Annotated in this window: 16 protein-coding genes and 1 pseudogene; 13 read left to right on the forward strand and 4 right to left on the reverse strand. The window is 58.4% G+C overall.

All coding sequences use genetic code 11. From position 1 onward, the window contains the following. The first annotated feature begins 49 nt into the window (after positions 1-49). Together JCM12178_RS01830 and acs are read left to right on the forward strand one after the other, a co-directional pair. The gene (locus tag JCM12178_RS01830; RefSeq protein ID WP_054648256.1) at positions 50-919 is read left to right on the forward strand and encodes a LytR/AlgR family response regulator transcription factor; all 870 of its coding nucleotides are present in this window, start codon (positions 50-52) and stop codon (positions 917-919) included. A 111-nt stretch (positions 920-1,030) separates the two neighbouring features. Continuing rightward, a pseudogene (acs, locus tag JCM12178_RS01835) lies at positions 1,031-2,948 on the forward strand (acetate--CoA ligase). Positions 2,949-3,184: 236 nt separating this feature from the next. On the opposite strand, the gene JCM12178_RS01840 reads toward acs, so the two are convergent. After that, positions 3,185-4,522, reverse strand: coding sequence for a UDP-glucose dehydrogenase family protein (locus JCM12178_RS01840; protein WP_054648257.1), 1,338 nt, complete (start codon positions 4,520-4,522; stop codon positions 3,185-3,187). A gap of 165 nt (positions 4,523-4,687) precedes the next feature. Between JCM12178_RS01840 and JCM12178_RS01845 the strand changes: the two genes are divergently transcribed. The 10 genes from JCM12178_RS01845 to JCM12178_RS01890 all read left to right on the forward strand — a co-directional run bounded on the left by JCM12178_RS01845 (position 4,688) and on the right by JCM12178_RS01890 (position 14,607). Next, the gene (locus JCM12178_RS01845) at positions 4,688-5,413 is read left to right on the forward strand and encodes a pyridoxine 5'-phosphate synthase (protein WP_054648258.1); all 726 of its coding nucleotides are present in this window, start codon (positions 4,688-4,690) and stop codon (positions 5,411-5,413) included. A gap of 3 nt (positions 5,414-5,416) precedes the next feature. Then, complete coding sequence (locus JCM12178_RS01850; protein WP_054648259.1) at positions 5,417-5,788, forward strand: holo-[acyl-carrier-protein] synthase; 372 nt, start codon at positions 5,417-5,419, stop codon at positions 5,786-5,788. 70 nt (positions 5,789-5,858) lie between these two features. Continuing rightward, positions 5,859-7,397 (forward strand): bifunctional ADP-dependent NAD(P)H-hydrate dehydratase/NAD(P)H-hydrate epimerase, encoded by a 1,539-nt coding sequence (locus JCM12178_RS01855; RefSeq protein ID WP_054648260.1) that lies wholly within the window; start codon positions 5,859-5,861, stop codon positions 7,395-7,397. Beyond that, a complete protein-coding gene (locus JCM12178_RS01860) occupies positions 7,391-7,843 on the forward strand; it encodes a CBS domain-containing protein (protein WP_054648261.1) in 453 nt (150 codons plus the stop codon). Before JCM12178_RS01855 ends, JCM12178_RS01860 begins: the two co-directional genes overlap by 7 nt. A gap of 9 nt (positions 7,844-7,852) precedes the next feature. Beyond that, positions 7,853-8,359 (forward strand): tRNA (adenosine(37)-N6)-threonylcarbamoyltransferase complex ATPase subunit type 1 TsaE, encoded by a 507-nt coding sequence (gene tsaE / locus JCM12178_RS01865; RefSeq protein ID WP_054648262.1) that lies wholly within the window; start codon positions 7,853-7,855, stop codon positions 8,357-8,359. Next, entirely contained in the window at positions 8,356-9,600 is a 1,245-nt protein-coding gene (locus tag JCM12178_RS01870; RefSeq protein ID WP_054648263.1) for an aspartate kinase, read from the forward strand. The genes tsaE and JCM12178_RS01870 overlap by 4 nt, the downstream gene beginning before the upstream one ends. Beyond that, entirely contained in the window at positions 9,588-11,189 is a 1,602-nt protein-coding gene (cimA, locus tag JCM12178_RS01875) for a citramalate synthase (protein ID WP_054648264.1), read from the forward strand. Before JCM12178_RS01870 ends, cimA begins: the two co-directional genes overlap by 13 nt. A 1-nt stretch (position 11,190) precedes the next feature. Further along, a complete protein-coding gene (locus JCM12178_RS01880) occupies positions 11,191-11,991 on the forward strand; it encodes an MBL fold metallo-hydrolase (RefSeq protein ID WP_054648265.1) in 801 nt (266 codons plus the stop codon). Positions 11,992-12,143: 152 nt separating this feature from the next. Continuing rightward, a complete protein-coding gene (gene ettA / locus JCM12178_RS01885; RefSeq protein WP_054648266.1) occupies positions 12,144-13,823 on the forward strand; it encodes an energy-dependent translational throttle protein EttA in 1,680 nt (559 codons plus the stop codon). A gap of 103 nt (positions 13,824-13,926) precedes the next feature. Next, positions 13,927-14,607, forward strand: coding sequence for a DUF6901 family protein (locus JCM12178_RS01890; protein WP_439646684.1), 681 nt, complete (start codon positions 13,927-13,929; stop codon positions 14,605-14,607). 55 nt (positions 14,608-14,662) lie between these two features. On the opposite strand, the gene JCM12178_RS18555 is transcribed toward JCM12178_RS01890, so the two are convergent. The 3 genes from JCM12178_RS18555 to JCM12178_RS01900 all read right to left on the reverse strand — a co-directional run bounded on the left by JCM12178_RS18555 (position 14,663) and on the right by JCM12178_RS01900 (position 15,671). Beyond that, a complete protein-coding gene (locus JCM12178_RS18555) occupies positions 14,663-14,818 on the reverse strand; it encodes a hypothetical protein (protein ID WP_172677055.1) in 156 nt (51 codons plus the stop codon). A 111-nt stretch (positions 14,819-14,929) separates the two neighbouring features. Then, positions 14,930-15,193 carry an RNA recognition motif domain-containing protein gene (locus tag JCM12178_RS01895; RefSeq protein ID WP_054648268.1) on the reverse strand — a complete coding sequence of 88 codons (264 nt, stop codon included), beginning with the start codon at positions 15,191-15,193 and terminating at the stop codon, positions 14,930-14,932. A gap of 262 nt (positions 15,194-15,455) precedes the next feature. Continuing rightward, positions 15,456-15,671 (reverse strand): hypothetical protein, encoded by a 216-nt coding sequence (locus JCM12178_RS01900; protein WP_054648269.1) that lies wholly within the window; start codon positions 15,669-15,671, stop codon positions 15,456-15,458. A 243-nt stretch (positions 15,672-15,914) separates the two neighbouring features. Between JCM12178_RS01900 and JCM12178_RS01905 the strand changes: the two genes are divergently transcribed. Then, on the forward strand, positions 15,915-16,400 hold the full coding sequence (locus tag JCM12178_RS01905) for a chemotaxis protein CheW (protein ID WP_439646682.1): 486 nt from the start codon (positions 15,915-15,917) through the stop codon (positions 16,398-16,400). Positions 16,401-16,480 lie beyond the last annotated feature (80 nt).

Genomic DNA, 16,480 nt, shown 5'->3' on the forward strand with positions numbered 1-16,480 from the left:
TGATGGAGGCGGGGCCTAGGATTGTGAATGAAGCTCCGGTGTTGCGGTCATGCCCAAGCTCAAGACGCTGCTGATACATCCCGATCCCCAGGTGCGGGCCGAATTGCGCTCACAACTGGCGGAAGTGCCGTTCCTGCAGGTGCTTGGCGAAGCGGTTGACGCCTTTGAGGCGCTGGAACTGCTTGAGTCCATTCCCTATGGGGCTTTTTTTCTCGGTACTGATCTGCCCGGAAAGGCTGACGGAATCGAGCTGGCCCAGATGCTTGCCGGAAGGAAGGCCCGCCCTGCGCTGGTCTTTATCTCCGAATCCGAACAGCAGGCCTACGCTGCCTTTGAGCTCGGGGCCATCGACTATCTTCTCTGGCCGCCTGCCACCGGGAGGCTTGCCCGAACTATCGACAGGCTTGGCGATTTCAAGACCAAGTATCGGGAAATCCCCGAACCCGAGCAGTGGCAGGACGATCCTGACGAGGAAAACCAGTCCGACGAAAAGACCGTGCAGCTTCCGCTTGAAGAAGACGAGCAGGAGCACTTCCTGAACGCGCTTCGCAATGCGTGGGACCAATCCGCCAACCGCCTTCCGGAACTGGAAAAGCTGGCCGTGAACCAGGACGGCAGCATGATTCTTATTCCTTATTCGCAGGTCATCTTTGTGGAGGCCTACGAGGACTATTCCTACGTCCATACCGCCAATCAGAAATTTCTCACTTCGTACCGGCTCAAGCACCTCGAAGACCGGCTCAAGCCGCACCGTTTCTTCAGGGTCCACCGCAAGTATCTCGTAAACCTCGATATGGTTACGGAGATAGCCAGCATGCCCGGCAGCAATTTCATGCTCAGAACCGCCGGGCGTACCCGCATCGAGTTGCCCATCAGCCGCCGAAGGATAGCCGAGCTCAAGCAGATTCTCGGCCTTTGACCGTTCATCCGGTCCGGCGACCCGCTCACCGAATAGGGCGGGGCTTGCCGCGCCAGTTGTGTTGAAACAGACTCGTGGACCACCTTTACCGGCCGCGCGAGGAGGAGATATATGGATCGTTTCGAAGCCCTTGACAGCCTGCTGCATGAAGAGCGTGTTTTCCGTCCTCTGCCGCAACTGGTGATCGAGGCCAACGTCAACCCGCAGGAACTGGCGACCGCCCGGCGTCAGGCCGAATACGATCCCCTCGGGTACTGGGAGGAGGCCGCGGACCACCTCGACTGGTTCAAGCGCTGGGACAAGGTGCTCGACGACTCCCGAAAGCCTTTCTACCGCTGGTTCCCCGGCGCACGTTGCAACATCGTCTACAACTGTCTGGACCGCCACATCGAGACCGCCAACAAGAACAAACTGGCCCTCATCTGGGAAGGCGAGCCCGGCGATTCCCAGAAATACACCTATTTCGAGCTGTACCGCGAGGTGAACCGTTTCGCCAACGCGCTTCGATCTCTCGGGGTGCGCAAGGGCGACCGCGTTGTCATCTATATGCCCCCGCTTCCCCAGACAGTGGTGGCCATGCTCGCCACCGCCAAGATCGGGGCCATTCACTCTGTTGTCTTTGCCGGGTTCTCGGCCAAGGCCCTGCGCCAGCGCATCAACGACGCGCAGGCCAAGACCGTCATCACTTCTGACGGCTTTTATCGCAACGGGCAAGTGCTTCGCCTCAAAGACACCGTGGACGAGGCACTCGTAGGCGCGTGTGCCGACTGTGTCGAGTCCATGGTCGTGGTCCGGCGCACCAAGGTCGGCGTGGACATGGTGGACGGACGCGACTTCTGGTACGACGACCTCATCCGTCAGGAGCGTAACACCGCGCCCACAGAGGTCATGGAGGCGCATGATCCGCTCTTCCTTATGTACACCTCCGGCACCACCGGAAAGCCCAAAGGCGTCACACACTGCCACGGCGGCTACATGGTCGGCGTGCACCGCACTCTGACCACCGTCTTTGACATCAAGCCCACCGACATTTTCTGGTGCACCGCCGATCCCGGCTGGATTACCGGTCACAGCGCCGTTGTCTATGGTCCCTTGCTCAGCGGCACCACAACGGTCATCTACGAAGGCCATCCCAACTATCCGCAAGCTGACCGCCTCTGGCACATCGTTGCCAAGTACGGGGTGAGCATCTTCTACACCGTGCCCACCGTCATCCGGATGCTCATGCGCTTCGGCGTTCAGCATACCAAACGGCATGACCTCTCCAGCCTGCGCCTCCTCGGTTCCGTCGGCGAACCCATCAGCCCCGAGGCCTGGACGTGGCTCTACAAAAACATCGGCCGCAACGAGTGTCCCGTCATCGACACATGGTGGCAGACCGAGACCGGCATGTTCATGGTCAGTCCGCTGCCCATTTCGCTCCTCAAGCCGGGGTCCGTCACCAAGCCCCTCCCGGGCGTCAAGGCCGACGTTGTGGACAAGGACGGAAACACCGTCGAAGCGGGCAAGGGCGGTCTGCTGGTGGTTCGCGACCCGTGGCCGTCCATGATGACCGGCCTCTGGAACGACGAGGACCGCTACAAGGAATACTTCGAAAAGATTCCCGGCTGCTATTACGCCGGGGATGTGGCCCGCAGGACGAGGACGGTTACATCTGGATTCAGGGCCGGGCCGACGACGTCATCAACATCGCCGGTCATCGCGTAGGATCTGCCGAGATGGAAGCCGCCTTCGGCGCGCACCGCGACGTAACCGAAGCCGCGGTCATCGGCGTGCCCGACACCATCAAGGGCGAAGCTGCCAAGCGTTCGTTGTCACCAAATCCGGCACCGAAGAGGATGACGAGCTCATCAAGGACCTCAAGCGTCACATCAGAAACGAGCTCGGTCCCGTTGCGGTCATCAAGTCCATAGAATTTAGGAAACGGCTGCCCAAGACACGCTCCGGCAAGATCATGCGCCGCGTCCTCAAGGCCGAGGAAACCGGCGGCGAGATCGGTGATCTGACCGGGTTGGAAGATGACTCTTAAGACTGGTTGATGCCTTCGGCGACTCTCCGAGGGCGCCTTCAGCGGGACCAAAGGGGATAATCCCCTTTGGAATCCTTGGTTGCCCGACAAAGCCCGGTCCCGGCAAGCTGCGCTCCGCGACAGCCTGCCGGTACCGGGCTTTGTCGGGCGGCGGACTGGGGAATGTTGGATGCGTACATTAAAATGCCCCCGGCAACTGGTGTTGTCGGGGGCTTAGTTTTTTGTGTCCAGGCGGGTTATTTTACAGCCGAGCGACCGATGCTGAAGTAGGCGAAGCCTTCCTCGCCCATGCGGCGCGGGCTGTAGAGGTTGCGGCCGTCGAAGAGGATCGGCGCCTTGAGCAGCTCCTGAATCCGTTCGAAGTCGGGGTCGCGGAACTGGTTCCAGTCCGTGACAACGGCGAGGCAGTCCGCGTCTTTGCAGGCGTCGTACTGGTCCCGGACGATCTCCACGTTGGGATTGTCCGCGAATTCTTCCGCGCCGCGCTCCCATGCAACCGGATCAAACGCGCGGACCTTCATGCCCGCGTCGGTGAGCGCCTTGACGAGGTAGAGCGCCGGGGCTTCGCGGATGTCGTCGGTGTTGGCCTTGAAGGCGATGCCCCACAGGGCCAGTGTGCGGCCTTCGACGCCACCTTGTTCCGCGAAGTAGTTCATGATCTTGTCGGAAATGACCAGCTTCTGGGCGTTGTTCACTTCATCCACGGAGCGGATGAGGCGGGCGTCATATTCGGCCTCGCGGGCGGTGTTGATGAGCGCCTTGACGTCTTTGGGGAAGCAGGAGCCGCCATAGCCCACGCCGGGGTAGATGAAGCTGTACCCGATGCGGGAGTCGGAGCCGATGCCGGCACGGACTTCGGTGACGTTGGCACCGACGCGCTCGCAGATGTTGGCGATTTCGTTGATGAAGGAAATCTTGGTGGCCAGCATGCAGTTGGCGGCGTACTTGGTCATCTCCGCGCTGCGGGTGCCCATGACGATGAGCTTTTCGCGGCTTCTGGCAAAGGGGGCGTAGAGGTCGCGCAGCACCTTGGCTGAGTCTTCGGACTCGGTGCCCACGATGACCCGGTCGGGTTTCATGAAGTCGCTGACCGCGTCGCCTTCCTTGAGAAATTCGGGGTTGGAGACCACGTCGAAGTCGATGGACGCGCCGCGCTTTTCCAACTCTCCGGCAATGATGCCGCGCACGCGATCGGCGGTGCCGACGGGCACGGTGGACTTGTCCACGACGACCTTGGGCTCCTGCATGTGTTGGCCGATGTCGCGGGCAACGGCGTCCACGTATTTCAGGTCGCAGCGTCCGTCTTCGCCGCTCGGGGTGCCCACGGTGATGAATGCCACACGTGCGCCGTCGAGCCCTTCGGCGATGTCGGTGGTGAAGAAGAGGCGGCCTTCGTCGTAGTTGCGCTTGACCAGTTCTTCAAGGCCGGGTTCATAAATATGGACGCTTCCCTGACGGAGTTTCTTGACCACTTCGGGGTTCACGTCCACGCAGCGGACGGTGTTGCCCATTTCGGCAAGGCAGGCGGCGGAGACGAGTCCTACGTATCCGGTTCCGACGATGCAAACTTTCATGTATATTCTCCAGTGATATGATGTCGTATGGGTTCAGAGGGTTGGTATATTCTGTCGGCAGGGGTGTCAATACTGTCAAACGGGTGTTGCACGGTTGCCATCTACGCGCGTAAGGCGTAATCACAGACCCTCGAAATATTCATCATCCGCACAAGGAGTATCCATATGCCCGTACTTTGCGTGAATGTCGATCACGTCGCCACCCTGCGTCAGGCCCGCATGGGGATCGAGCCGGAACCCGTCACCGCCGCATACATGGCCGAGATGGCCGGGGCCGTGGGCATCATCATGCATCTGCGTGAGGACCGCCGCCACGTGCAGGACCGGGACATCGAGCTGGTCCGCAAGACCTGCAACACCCGCCTGCATTTCGAGATGGCCGCCACTGACGAGATGCAGCGGATCGCCCTTGACGTTGATCCCGAGACGGTTTGCCTCGTGCCGGAAAAACGCGAGGAATTGACCACCGAAGGCGGTCTGAACTGCGTTGGCCGTGAGCAGGAACTGGCCGATTTTCTTGCGCCGCTGCATGAAAAGGGCGTTCGTTCCAGCCTGTTCATCGACGCGGACAAGGCCCAGATTGAGGCTGCGAAAAACATCGGAGCCGAGTTCATTGAAATTCACACCGGCCACTATGCCGACGCCAAGGAGTTCGGTGAACGTCAGGTCGAGTTGAAGAAGATCGTTGAAGGGGTGGCCTACGCCCGCGAACTCGGCCTCAAGGTCAACCTCGGTCACGGGCTGAACTATCGCAACATCCTTGCTTTCAGGAACGTTCCCGGCATCAGCGAATATTCCATCGGTCACAGCATCATCGCCCGCAGCATATACGTGGGGCTGGACCGCGCCGTTCGGGACATGGCCGATCTCATTCGGACCTTTGTGGATTAAGCCATGATTGTCGGTATCGGACTCGATCTCATTGAACTGGACCGCATTGAAAAGACGTGGGAGCGTCAGGGAATGCGTTTTGCCGACAAGGTGCTTACCGACGCGGAGATCGCGCAGCTTCCCAAGTCGCCGGTGTCGCGGCTGGCCGCGCTCTTTGCCGCCAAGGAGGCCGCAGTCAAGGCGCTGGGCACCGGGTTTGCGGATGGCGTGACCTTTCAGGGCGTGGAAATAATCCATACCGCTTCCGGTAAACCTGAGGTATCCTTTAGCGGCGAAGCGCAGAAGGTCATGGAGAAGCTCGGTGGAAAGCGGGCGCACGTGACCATCACCCACTCACGGGACAATGCCGCAGCGGTCGTGATAATCGAAAGCTAGGAGCCGGATCATCGAAAGAGCAACATCCAAGGCGGAAAAGGCCGTTTGTAATATGCGACATGGAGGAGACATGCTCAATCCGCTGCCCACACCGGGCGAAATGGCGGCATGGGATGCCGAGGCCATAGGTGAGTTCGGCATTCCCGGTTCCGTGCTTATGGAAAACGCGGCCCGCGAGGCCATGCGTGTACTTGAATGTCAGGCCGGTCCTTTAAGCGACAAGACAGTCTATCTTTTCGCAGGGTCCGGCAACAACGGCGGCGACGCCTTTGCCATGGCCCGTTACCTCATGGACCGCGCCGCAACGGTGGCCGTTTTTCATACCCGCCCCAAGAAGCAGTATCGTGGAGAGACGAGAGCCAACCTCGTTTTGGCCCGCAAGCTGGGCGTGCCGCTTTTTCATATCGCCACGGCAAATCTTGGCTCCCTGCCACAGCCGGATATTCTCGTGGACGGGCTGCTTGGTACCGGATTCAAGGGGACGCTTCGCAAGGACACCCTCAGGCTGGTTCGTCACGTGAACCGTCTGGGCGAGCGGGCATATGTCCTTTCCATTGATGTCCCTTCGGGGTTGAACGGCCATACCGGACGTCCCGGACCGGAAGCGGTTCGCGCAGATGCCACGGTGACCTTTCAAGCCGCCAAGACAGGGCTGGTCATGCCCGGTGCGGAGCAGTGGACAGGAGAGCTTTTCGTCAGGGACATCGGCATTCCCCGAGCTGTTCAGGACGCCAAACCCGTTCGCCGTTTCGTGGTAGGTCCTCAGATCATGCGGACCATCCCCGAGCCGGAGGCCGACGCGCACAAGGGTAGCGCCGGACATGTTCTCGTTATCGGCGGTTCGCCGGGGCTGACAGGTGCGCCGCACCTTGCCGCTCTGGGAGCCTTGCGCGCCGGAGCAGGGCTGGTGACGGTGGCCTGCCATGAATCTTTATGTGCCGAGGTAAAGGGCGGTCGGCCCGAGATTATGACCATGCCGTTGGTTGATTCGTCACAATGGGATGAGAAAACTGCGAAAAACGTTGTTTCCGAGCTCTCTCGTTTCGATGCGGTCACTCTTGGCCCCGGGCTGGGAACTGGCGGGAAAACGGTTGATTTCCTGCGGGAAATTATTGCAAGGTGTCCGGTGCCCTTGGTTCTGGACGCTGACGCTCTGAATGCCATGTCCCAGGCCCCGGAACTCTACGGCGAGCTGTCCCCCAGAACTGTGCTGACCCCGCATCCGGGAGAGATGGGCCGTCTTACGGGCAGCTCCTCGGCGGAGGTGCAGCGGGACCGCCTCTCCGCAGCAGAGGGTTTTATTGAAAAAACGCAGGCCGTTTTGGTGCTCAAAGGCGCAGGAACCATCATCGCCGATAGAAAACAGACGCGTCTTTGTCCGCTTAGTGCGCCGTGTCTGGCCGTCGGCGGGGCCGGGGACGTGCTTTCCGGAGCCATTGCCGCGCTTGCCGCTTCCGGCATGAAGGCCATGGACGCCGCCACGCTCGGCGTTTACTGGCACGCAGCGGCCGGGACCATGCTTGAAAACGAATACCCACGGCGGGGCAACCTTGCCGGTGAAATAGCCCATATGCTGCCACGCGCGGCAAAGGAGTACACGACATGCTGAAAGCCATGGACATCATGACTACCGAACCCATCACGCTCGCACCTGACGAAGACATTCCCTCCGCAGTGAAGACCATGCTGGAAAAGCGGATCAACGGTGCGCCGGTGGTCGAGAACGGCAAGGTCGTGGGTGTGCTGACGCAGGGTGACCTCGTGGCTCAGCAGAAGAAGCTGTCGCTTCCTTCCTTTTTCACCCTGTTGGACGGCATCTTCCCGCTGTCCTCCATGGCTGATCTGGATCAGGAGATGCAAAAGATCACGGCGCTGTCGGTCAAGGACGCCATGACGTCCCCGGCGCTCACCGTGGGGCCGGAAACGGGCATCGACGAGCTTGCCGCCATCATGAGCAACAAGAAGATGTACACCCTGCCCGTTGTCGATGACGGCGAGTTGGTCGGCGTTGTCGGCAAGGAAGACGTGCTGCGCACGCTCATGGGCGAACAGTAGCGAGCCCCAATGCCGTTGACGTTTTTCCTGAAGGATGCGGAGGAGACCCTCGCGCTCGGACGCGCTCTTGCGGCGTTTCTGCGCGAGACCGAAGCGCCTCCGGCCATTCTGCTTCAGGGCGGGCTGGGCTCCGGCAAGACCACGCTGGTACGCGGCCTTGTGGAGTCGCTGCCGGGTGCGGATGAGGCCGAGGTCTCAAGCCCGAGCTTTAATATTTTCAACCTGTACCCCACCGAACCCGTGGTGGCGCATTTCGACCTGTACCGGCTCGAAGGCATGCCGCCGGGGGATGAAGTCCTTGATCAACTGGCCGGGGAGTCGTCCGTGGCCGTGGTGGAGTGGGTGGAGTATCTGCCCCGGAGCGAGTGGCCCGAAGAGGCGCTGCATCTCGTCTGGGAACCGGAAAGGACTGGACGAGTCCTCGTCTTGCATGCAATGGGAAATCGAGCCGGAGACTTTCTCGACAGTCTTGGGAAACGTCTCGGCCAATACATAAAGAATACGGAATCCAAATGAATATCGTCGTACAGAAATTCGGCGGCACTTCGGTCGCAAGTCTGGAGACCCAGCGCGAGGTCATGAAGAAGGTCATGCGCCCTCTGCGCGAAGGCAACAAGGTCGTGGTTGTGCTGTCCGCCATGGCCGGAGAAACCAACCGCCTGCTGGTTCTTGCCAACGAGTGGTCGTCCAATCCCGATCCTGCGGAAGTGGATTCGCTCGTTTCCACTGGCGAGCAGGTGAGCTGTGCGCTTTTTTCCATGCTGCTCAAACAGCAGGGCATCCGAACCCGTTCCGTGCTGGGCTTTCAGGCCCCCATCCTGACGGACTGCAGCTTCGGAAAGGCCCGCATCGTGGACATTGAAGCCACCAAGCTCAAGGAAATGCTGGATGACCACGATGTGCTGGTGGTTGCCGGGTTTCAGGGATGTGACTGTGATCGTCGTATCACAACGCTCGGTCGTGGGGGGTCTGACACCTCGGCCGTGGCCATGGCCGCGGCGCTTGATGCGGAAGTCTGTGAAATCTATACGGACGTGCCGGGGGTCTTTACCACGGACCCCAATATCTGCAGCGACGCCACCAAGATCGACAAGATCGCCTACGACGAGATGCTGGAAATGGCCAGCATGGGAGCCAAAGTGCTCCAGATTCGTTCCGTTGAATTTGCCAAAAAATATAATGTAACCGTGCATGTCCGCTCGACCTTCTCCGACGAGCAGGGCACCTTGGTCAGTCAGGAGGATGACGACATGGAAGCTGTTCTCGTATCTGGAATCGCCTATGACAAGGATCAGGCCCGTATCACGCTGGTCCACGTTCAGGACCGCCCCGGCGTTTCCGCCGCAATCTTCGGCCCCCTTGCGGAAAAGAAGATTCTCGTGGACATGATCGTTCAGAATCCGAGCAAGGACGGCAAGACGGACATGACCTTCACGGTACCCAAGGCCGATCTCGGCGCGACCATCAAGACCCTTGAGGCGCTACGCTACGAAATCGGCTACGAAGACTTGCTATCAGCGAGTGACGTGTCGAAAGTATCGATTATCGGCGTCGGCATGCGCAACCACTCCGGAGTCGCCTCCCGTGCGTTCCGGGCGCTTGCCGACGACAACATCAATATCCAGATGATCAGTACCTCGGAGATCAAGGTTTCGTTCCTGATCGACGAAAAATACACGGAACTCGCAGTGAGAACGCTGCATAAGGAATTCGCTCTCGACGAGGGCGGTATAAAAGCGGAATCATGTACAGGATAGCAATATACGATACGACGCTCAGGGACGGCACCCAAGCCGAAGAACTCAATCTCACCACCGAAGACAAGGTGCGCATCGCCCACAAGCTCGACGAGCTTGGTGTGCACTACATCGAAGGCGGCTGGCCCGGCTCCAATCCCACGGACCGCCACTTCTTCGATGAAATTGCAAGTCATCAATTCAGGAATTCGTCCATCGCGGCCTTCGGGAGCACCTACAATCCGAAGGCCACGCCGGAAACCGACCCCATTTTTCAGTCCCTCCTGGACTGCGGAGCCGACGTGCTGACCATCTTCGGCAAGACGTGGGACCTTCACGCGGAACTCGCTCTCGGCATCGATAACGACCGCAACGTGGAACTTATTCGCGAGTCCGTGGCGTATCTGCGCCCGAATGTCCGTGAACTCTTCTTCGACGCCGAACACTTCTTCGACGGCTTCCGAAACAATCCCGAGTTTGCGCTGGACTGTGTTCAGGCAGCGCATGAAGCCGGGGCAGACGTGCTTGTTCTCTGCGATACCAACGGCGGCTCGCTGCCGCATCAGATCGCTGAAGCTGTGAAGGCCGTGACCCAGAGGTTGCCTGAGGCCAAACTTGGCATTCACGCCCACAATGACGGCGAGTTGGCGGTTGCAAATTCGCTGGAGGCGATCCGTCACGGTGCCGTACAGGTGCAGGGGACCATGAACGGCTACGGAGAACGTTGCGGCAACGCCAACCTCTGTTCCATCATCCCGAACCTCGAACTGAAGCTCGGTTACGAGAGCCTCGGCCCGGACAACATGGCCCGTTTGACGGAAGTCTCGCATTACATCAGCGAGATCGCGAACCTGCGGCCGTTCATGCGCCAGCCGTTCGTGGGTGCGTCCGCATTCGCGCATAAGGGCGGGGTGCATGTCAGTGCGGTGCGCAAGGATTCCCGAACCTACGAGCACATCAGGCCTGAGGCCGTGGGTAACGTACAGCGTGTCCTGCTTTCGGATCTCGCCGGGCGCAGCAATCTTCTGCACAAGGCCGAGCAGTTCGGCCACCCGCTGGAAAAGGGCGACCCGAGGCTGGATCAGCTCATCAAGGAGCTCAAGCAGCGCGAGAGCATGGGTTTCGAATACTCCGTGGCCGAAGCCTCATTCGAGCTGATGTTTCACAAGATCGTATCGGGACGCCACTTCAATTACTTCAAGTTCCGGAACTTCTTCGTGGTGGATGCCAAGCGCGAAGAGGACTCCGAGCCGTTCTCCGAAGCAACGGTCATGGTCCATGTGGGCGACAAGGAAGAGCACACCGCGGCCACGGGCATGGGCCCGGTCAATGCGCTCGACCGCGCGCTCCGTAAAGGGCTGGAGCGGTTTTATCCCTGCCTTGAGGACGTGCGCCTGCTTGACTTCAAGGTGCGTGTGCTTTCCGGCGCGGTTCGCGATACCGGCGGCACAGCCTCTTTCGTCCGGGTTCTGGTGGAATCCGGCGACAGCATTGAGCGCTGGACAACGGTGGGAGTCTCACACAACATCATCGAGGCAAGCTGGCAGGCTGTAGTCGACTCATACAACTACAAGCTGTTCCGCGAGGACATGCGTAAGATAGGACACTGACGTGCCCGTGAACATTACCGTTTTGATGGATAACGAGGCCGGTGACGGCCTCGCCAGCGAGTGGGGGCTGTCCTGTGCTGTCTCTTTGGGAGACAGGCTGCTACTCTGGGATTGCGGCCAGAGTTCGGCATTTTTGGATAATGCCCGAGAACTCGGTATTGACGTAGCCAAGGCCGAGTTGCTTGCGCTTTCTCATGGTCATTATGACCACGCGGGCGGTTTGCCCGGTCTGCTCAAGGCCGGGTTTGGCGGCACGATTTACGCGCATCCGGGATCAACCCGGGAGCGATTCAGCGTCCGGCACGATCCTCCCGAAAGCATCGGCGTTCTGCAGGGCATGCCACCATTCGAGCCTGTTGAGGGTTCCGTGGAGATCGCGCCGTCAGTGATCATGGTGACGGATATCCCGCGGCTTCCCGGCAATTACGAGGCCATCAAGGGATTTGCCTTTGACCGTGAGGGGCGTGAGGCTGACCATGTTGTGGACGATGCCTTTTTACTTATCGAAACCCGGCAAGGCCCGGTTGTTCTGCTGGGCTGCTGTCATTCCGGCATCGCCAACAGCCTTGCCGTGCTGAAAGACCGTCACGGGATCAAGCAGGTTCATGCGGTTATTGGCGGTCTGCATCTCTATAATTCAGACAGGGATCAGATGGAGCAGGCGCTCAATGCTTTGCGTGGGTGCGGGGCGTCGCTCATCGTGCCCGGGCATTGCACCGGGGAAGAGGCCACCAGAGTCCTTATGCGTAAGCTGGATGCCATTGTCCGGCCCATGCATTCCGGGATGCGGCTGAAATTCTGATTCGTTTGCATCGCGCCGGGTTTTGACCGGCTTTCATTTCGCAGAGCGCTAATGGGCGCATCGCGCGGCAAGCTTGTGCTGGACAAAACGTCCCGGGTTTGCCAAGGAGTCGCTACGACATGAAGAAAATCAAGAACCGAGAGGGATTTTAAATGAGTGATTCTGAAAAGATCATATATTCCATGTATAAAGTGTCCAAGAAGCACAACACCAAGGAAGTGCTCAAGGACATCTCGCTTTCCTATTTTTACGGGGCGAAGATCGGTGTGCTGGGCCTGAACGGCTCGGGGAAAAGTTCGCTGCTGAACATACTCGCCGGTGTGGATCAGGATTTCGAGGGAGAGACACACGTTTCTCCCGGCTACACCATCGGCTATCTTGAGCAGGAACCGCTTCAAAACGAGACCAGAACAGTTCGTGAAGTGGTGGAAGAGGGTGTGGGCGAGGTCATGCAGCTCGTCAACGAGTTCAACGAAATCAACGCCAAGTTCGCCGAGCCCATGGAAGCAGACGAAATGGACGCGCTCATCACCCGGCAGGCCGAAGTGCAGGAGCTCATGGATTCCAAAGGGGCGTGGGACATCGACTCCCGGCTCGAAATGGCCATGGACGCGCTGCGTTGCCCCCCCGGTGATACTCCGGTCCCCAACATTTCCGGCGGTGAAAAACGCCGCGTCGCGCTGGTTCGCCTGCTGCTGCAGAATCCCGACATTCTGCTGCTTGACGAACCTACCAACCACCTCGATGCCGAATCCGTGGGCTGGCTGGAAAAGTATCTCAGCACCTTCCCCGGAACCGTCATCGCGGTCACTCACGATCGTTACTTCCTCGATAACGTGGCGGGATGGATTCTGGAACTCGACCGCGGCCGGGGCATCCCGTGGAAAGGCAATTACTCCTCCTGGCTCGATCAGAAGCAAAAGCGCCTCGCGCAGGAGCAGAAGTCCGAATCCGAGCGCCAGCGCACTCTTCAGCGCGAACTTGAGTGGATCAAGATGAGTCCCAAGGGCCGTCGCAAGAAGTCCAAGGCGCGCATCAATGCCTATGAATCCATGCTTTCTCACGAGTCCGTGGATCGCGGCAAGGAACTGGAAATCTACATCCCGCCGGGGAACCGCCTCGGCAAGCAGGTCATCACGGCCGAGCATGTGAGCAAAGCCATGGGCGACCGCTTGCTGGTCGAGGACATGGATTTCATTATTCCGCCCAACGCCATCGTGGGTATCATCGGTCCCAACGGTGCGGGTAAAACCACGCTTTTCAAGATGATTACCGGCAAGGAGCAGCCGGACTCCGGAACCATGACCCTCGGCGACACTGTCGAGCTGGCTTATGTGGATCAGGACCGCGCCTCCCTTGACCCGGAAAAGACGGTCTACGAAACCCTCAGCGGAGGGCGCGAGACAATTCTGCTCGGTGGCCGTGAGGTCAACGCCCGCGCATATTGCGGACGATTCAATTTCATGGGGGCGGACCAGCAGAAAAAGGTCGGCGTGCTGTCCGGCGGCGAGCGAAACCGTCTGCACCTCGGCACCATGCTCAAGTCCGGTGCCAACGTCATCCTCCTTGACGAACCGACCAACGACCTTGACGTGAACACCATGCGGGCGCTGGAAGAAGGGATTGAGAACTTCGCCGGCTGCGTGCTGGTCATCAGCCATGACCGTTGGTTCCTCGACCGTATCGCCACGCACATTCTGGCTTTTGAAGGCGACTCCAAAGTCGAGTTCTTTGAGGGCAACTACAGCGAATATGAAGCGGATCGCAAGAAGCGACTCGGTGAAGAGGCCAGCAGGCCGCACCGGATCAAGTTCCGCAAGCTGACCAGATAAAACGAGGACGCCCCGGCCACCACCGGGGCGTTTTTTTTTTGACCATGTCGTTTCGTTAAACGCTACGCTTGTCCACACTCAATGGAGAGTGTATGTGATAGACATGGAAGTGACTTATACGTTCCAGCTCGAAGGCGGTCATGTGGAACGGTTCGAACTTCGCTTTGATCCGGAAACCATGGACTACCTTGGCCCTGTGCCTGCCTCGCCGCCCGATTGGGCTGGCATGGAGGTCGAGCGGTGCTCGCACTGCACGATCGATGTGGACTATTGTCCGCTCGCATTGAGGCTTATAAAGGTTATAGAGCGCTTCCATGAGCGTGTTTCGCATGAAAAGGCGAATGTCGTTGTCGAGATGGAATATCGAACCATCAGCGCAGACACCACCGTGCAGCGCGGCTTGAGCTCGATGCTCGGTTTGATAATCCCTACAAGCGGTTGTCCCCATACGTATTGGTTCCGCCCCATGGCCCGGTTCCATCTGCCGTTTTCCGGCGAGGATGAAACCATCTATCGTTCCACATCCATGTATATGCTCGCGCAGTATTTCAGGCAGCGGCAGGGCATGGACTTCGACGAGGATATGAGCGGATTGACGAGGATTTACCGTGATATGGAGGAGGTGAATCTTTCTCTGGCCCGAAGGCTACGCCTTGCATCGAAAGCCGACTCGAGCGTCAACGCAGTTATATTGCTGGATTTCTTTGCCAAGACGGTTCCTCTGGTTATCGAGGAAAAGCTGGAGGAAGTAAAAGGGCCGTTTGCGCGTTATCTCAAGCGCTGAGTGCAAAAAAAGGGTTCATCCTGCTGGAGATGAGCCCTTTGTTGTCATTGAGTCCCTATTCGGCAATCTCGTCGGTATCGTCGTTCGATTCCTGTTCATTTTCAAGGTTCTCTTGCTTGCGCATGAGTTTTTTCTGTTTCTTTTCTTCTTTCTTTTTCTTTTTGGCCAGTTCCTTTTGTCTCTTTTCAAATCCGTAGTTTCTCTTCTGCAAGAAAACCTCCCTGTTGGGTGAGCGGCATCATAGTCGCCGAAAAAAAAGGCGCCCGCCTCCCGAGGAAGACGGGCGCTGCCGAAAGGCAGAATTATGTGGCCGGCAAAAGCCTTACCAGCGGGGGCGTTCCACGCGGGGCTTGGCTTCGTTGACCTTCAGCGGGCGACCGCCGAAGTCTTTGCCGTCCATGTTTTCAATGGCTTCGAGGGCACCTTCGCTGTTCATTTCCACGAAACCGAAACCACGGGGGCGGCCGGTTTCGCGGTCCTCGATCAGATTGACGGAAGTGACTTCGCCGTAAGCCTGAAAGGCTGCGCGAACTTCGTCTTCAGTAGAGGACCAGGGCAGGTTGCCGACGTAAAGCTTCTTGGACATTCAAAACTCCTAAAGTAAGTGATACTGCAATTGGCGCCCGTGCACCAAAAAAAAAGGGGCAGCGCACAAAGATGCACACTGCTCCTCGATAATCCTGTTTCCATTCAAACCAGCGCTGGTCAACATTGAGACCGCGCCTCCACGGGTGCCGCTGGTGTCTGAGCCGTCACATTGGACGAAAGCTCACAATAAGTCAAGCGTTCATTTGCTGCTCGGGGTAATAAAGAAAAAACCTCCGTTTCCGGAGGTTTTTTGTGAACGATTACAGTGCGTATCTTCTGCAGTTTCTGAACTGCAACTCCCTGAGGATGACGCGTTCGTACTCCGGATTGAGTTCCGAATCCGACTGGCCGAAGTTCTCAACGTGTCTTGCCAGTTCCTGCGTTTCCATCCAGAAATCCAAAAGCTCTTCATCTTCCAGACATTTTACTTGTTCTTCCAGCGTGACCGCGTCCTCGGATTTGGCATAATATCCCATGCAGGTGACGTCCTTTGGGGTAAAAAGCTAATGAAAATAGCTACTTAAATGTTTTGAATACCCATACGTTAGACCCATTCCGAGCCTGCGTCAACCCGTTATAAATCCACCCGAACTGAGGGGGAAAATCGACTGTCAGCCGCGTATTGACAAATCCTGTTCCCCTTGCCATTTTTCCTTGGTATACAAACGCATGGCGAAGGACTGCCACGACAACCACACCACATGCGAGGATCCGGTATTATGGAAATGGAAGAGAACGAAGTTCAACAGCAGGATGCTGAGCTTATCCAGCTGGTTACCTTTACCATCGGCCTTGAGGAATTTGCCGTGGACATCCTTCGGGTGCAGGAAATCATCCGGACGATGGACATCACCAACGTGCCCCGCGCCCCGGATTTTGTCGAGGGCGTCATCAACCTGCGCGGCAAAGTCATCCCCATTGTCGATCTCCGCCGACGGTTCGGCCTTGAGTCGCGCCCGCATGATAAGCATACGCGGATTATCGTCATCGAAATCGACGTGATGATCGTCGGGTTCGTGGTGGACTCGGTCTCCGAGGTTCTGCGAATCCCGGCCGGCACCATTGAGCCGCCGCCGCCGGTTGTGTCGGGCATCGAGTCCGAATACATCAACGGCATCGGCCAGCTCGAAGAGCGGCTTCTGGTTCTTCTCGATCTCGATCAGCTTCTGAGTAACGAGGAAAAGGAAGCCTTGAACAAGGTTTAACCTTTTGACCCGATATCGACGAAGGCCGCCTTTCGCTGAAAGCGCAAGGCGGTTTTTCGTGTTCCGCCCGTCTCGGGCGG

Source organism: Salidesulfovibrio brasiliensis JCM 12178, from assembly GCF_001311825.1.
Lineage (GTDB): Bacteria > Desulfobacterota > Desulfovibrionia > Desulfovibrionales > Desulfovibrionaceae > Pseudodesulfovibrio > Pseudodesulfovibrio brasiliensis.

What these genes read in the sequence shown, in the direction of transcription:
- JCM12178_RS01895 (WP_054648268.1), bottom strand. Translation starts at nt 15,193, where the DNA reads ATGTCCAAGAAGCTTTACGTCGGCAACCTGCCCTGGTCCTCTACTGAA.
- JCM12178_RS01855 (WP_054648260.1), top strand. Translation starts at nt 5,859, where the DNA reads ATGCTCAATCCGCTGCCCACACCGGGCGAAATGGCGGCATGGGATGCC.
- cimA (WP_054648264.1), top strand. Translation starts at nt 9,588, where the DNA reads ATGTACAGGATAGCAATATACGATACGACGCTCAGGGACGGCACCCAA.
- ettA (WP_054648266.1), top strand. Translation starts at nt 12,144, where the DNA reads ATGAGTGATTCTGAAAAGATCATATATTCCATGTATAAAGTGTCCAAG.
- JCM12178_RS01870 (WP_054648263.1), top strand. Translation starts at nt 8,356, where the DNA reads ATGAATATCGTCGTACAGAAATTCGGCGGCACTTCGGTCGCAAGTCTG.
- tsaE (WP_054648262.1), top strand. Translation starts at nt 7,853, where the DNA reads ATGCCGTTGACGTTTTTCCTGAAGGATGCGGAGGAGACCCTCGCGCTC.
- JCM12178_RS01845 (WP_054648258.1), top strand. Translation starts at nt 4,688, where the DNA reads ATGCCCGTACTTTGCGTGAATGTCGATCACGTCGCCACCCTGCGTCAG.
- JCM12178_RS01830 (WP_054648256.1), top strand. Translation starts at nt 50, where the DNA reads ATGCCCAAGCTCAAGACGCTGCTGATACATCCCGATCCCCAGGTGCGG.
- JCM12178_RS01860 (WP_054648261.1), top strand. Translation starts at nt 7,391, where the DNA reads ATGCTGAAAGCCATGGACATCATGACTACCGAACCCATCACGCTCGCA.
- JCM12178_RS01890 (WP_439646684.1), top strand. Translation starts at nt 13,927, where the DNA reads ATGGAAGTGACTTATACGTTCCAGCTCGAAGGCGGTCATGTGGAACGG.
- JCM12178_RS01905 (WP_439646682.1), top strand. Translation starts at nt 15,915, where the DNA reads ATGGAAATGGAAGAGAACGAAGTTCAACAGCAGGATGCTGAGCTTATC.
- JCM12178_RS01900 (WP_054648269.1), bottom strand. Translation starts at nt 15,671, where the DNA reads ATGGGATATTATGCCAAATCCGAGGACGCGGTCACGCTGGAAGAACAA.
- JCM12178_RS01850 (WP_054648259.1), top strand. Translation starts at nt 5,417, where the DNA reads ATGATTGTCGGTATCGGACTCGATCTCATTGAACTGGACCGCATTGAA.
- JCM12178_RS01840 (WP_054648257.1), bottom strand. Translation starts at nt 4,522, where the DNA reads ATGAAAGTTTGCATCGTCGGAACCGGATACGTAGGACTCGTCTCCGCC.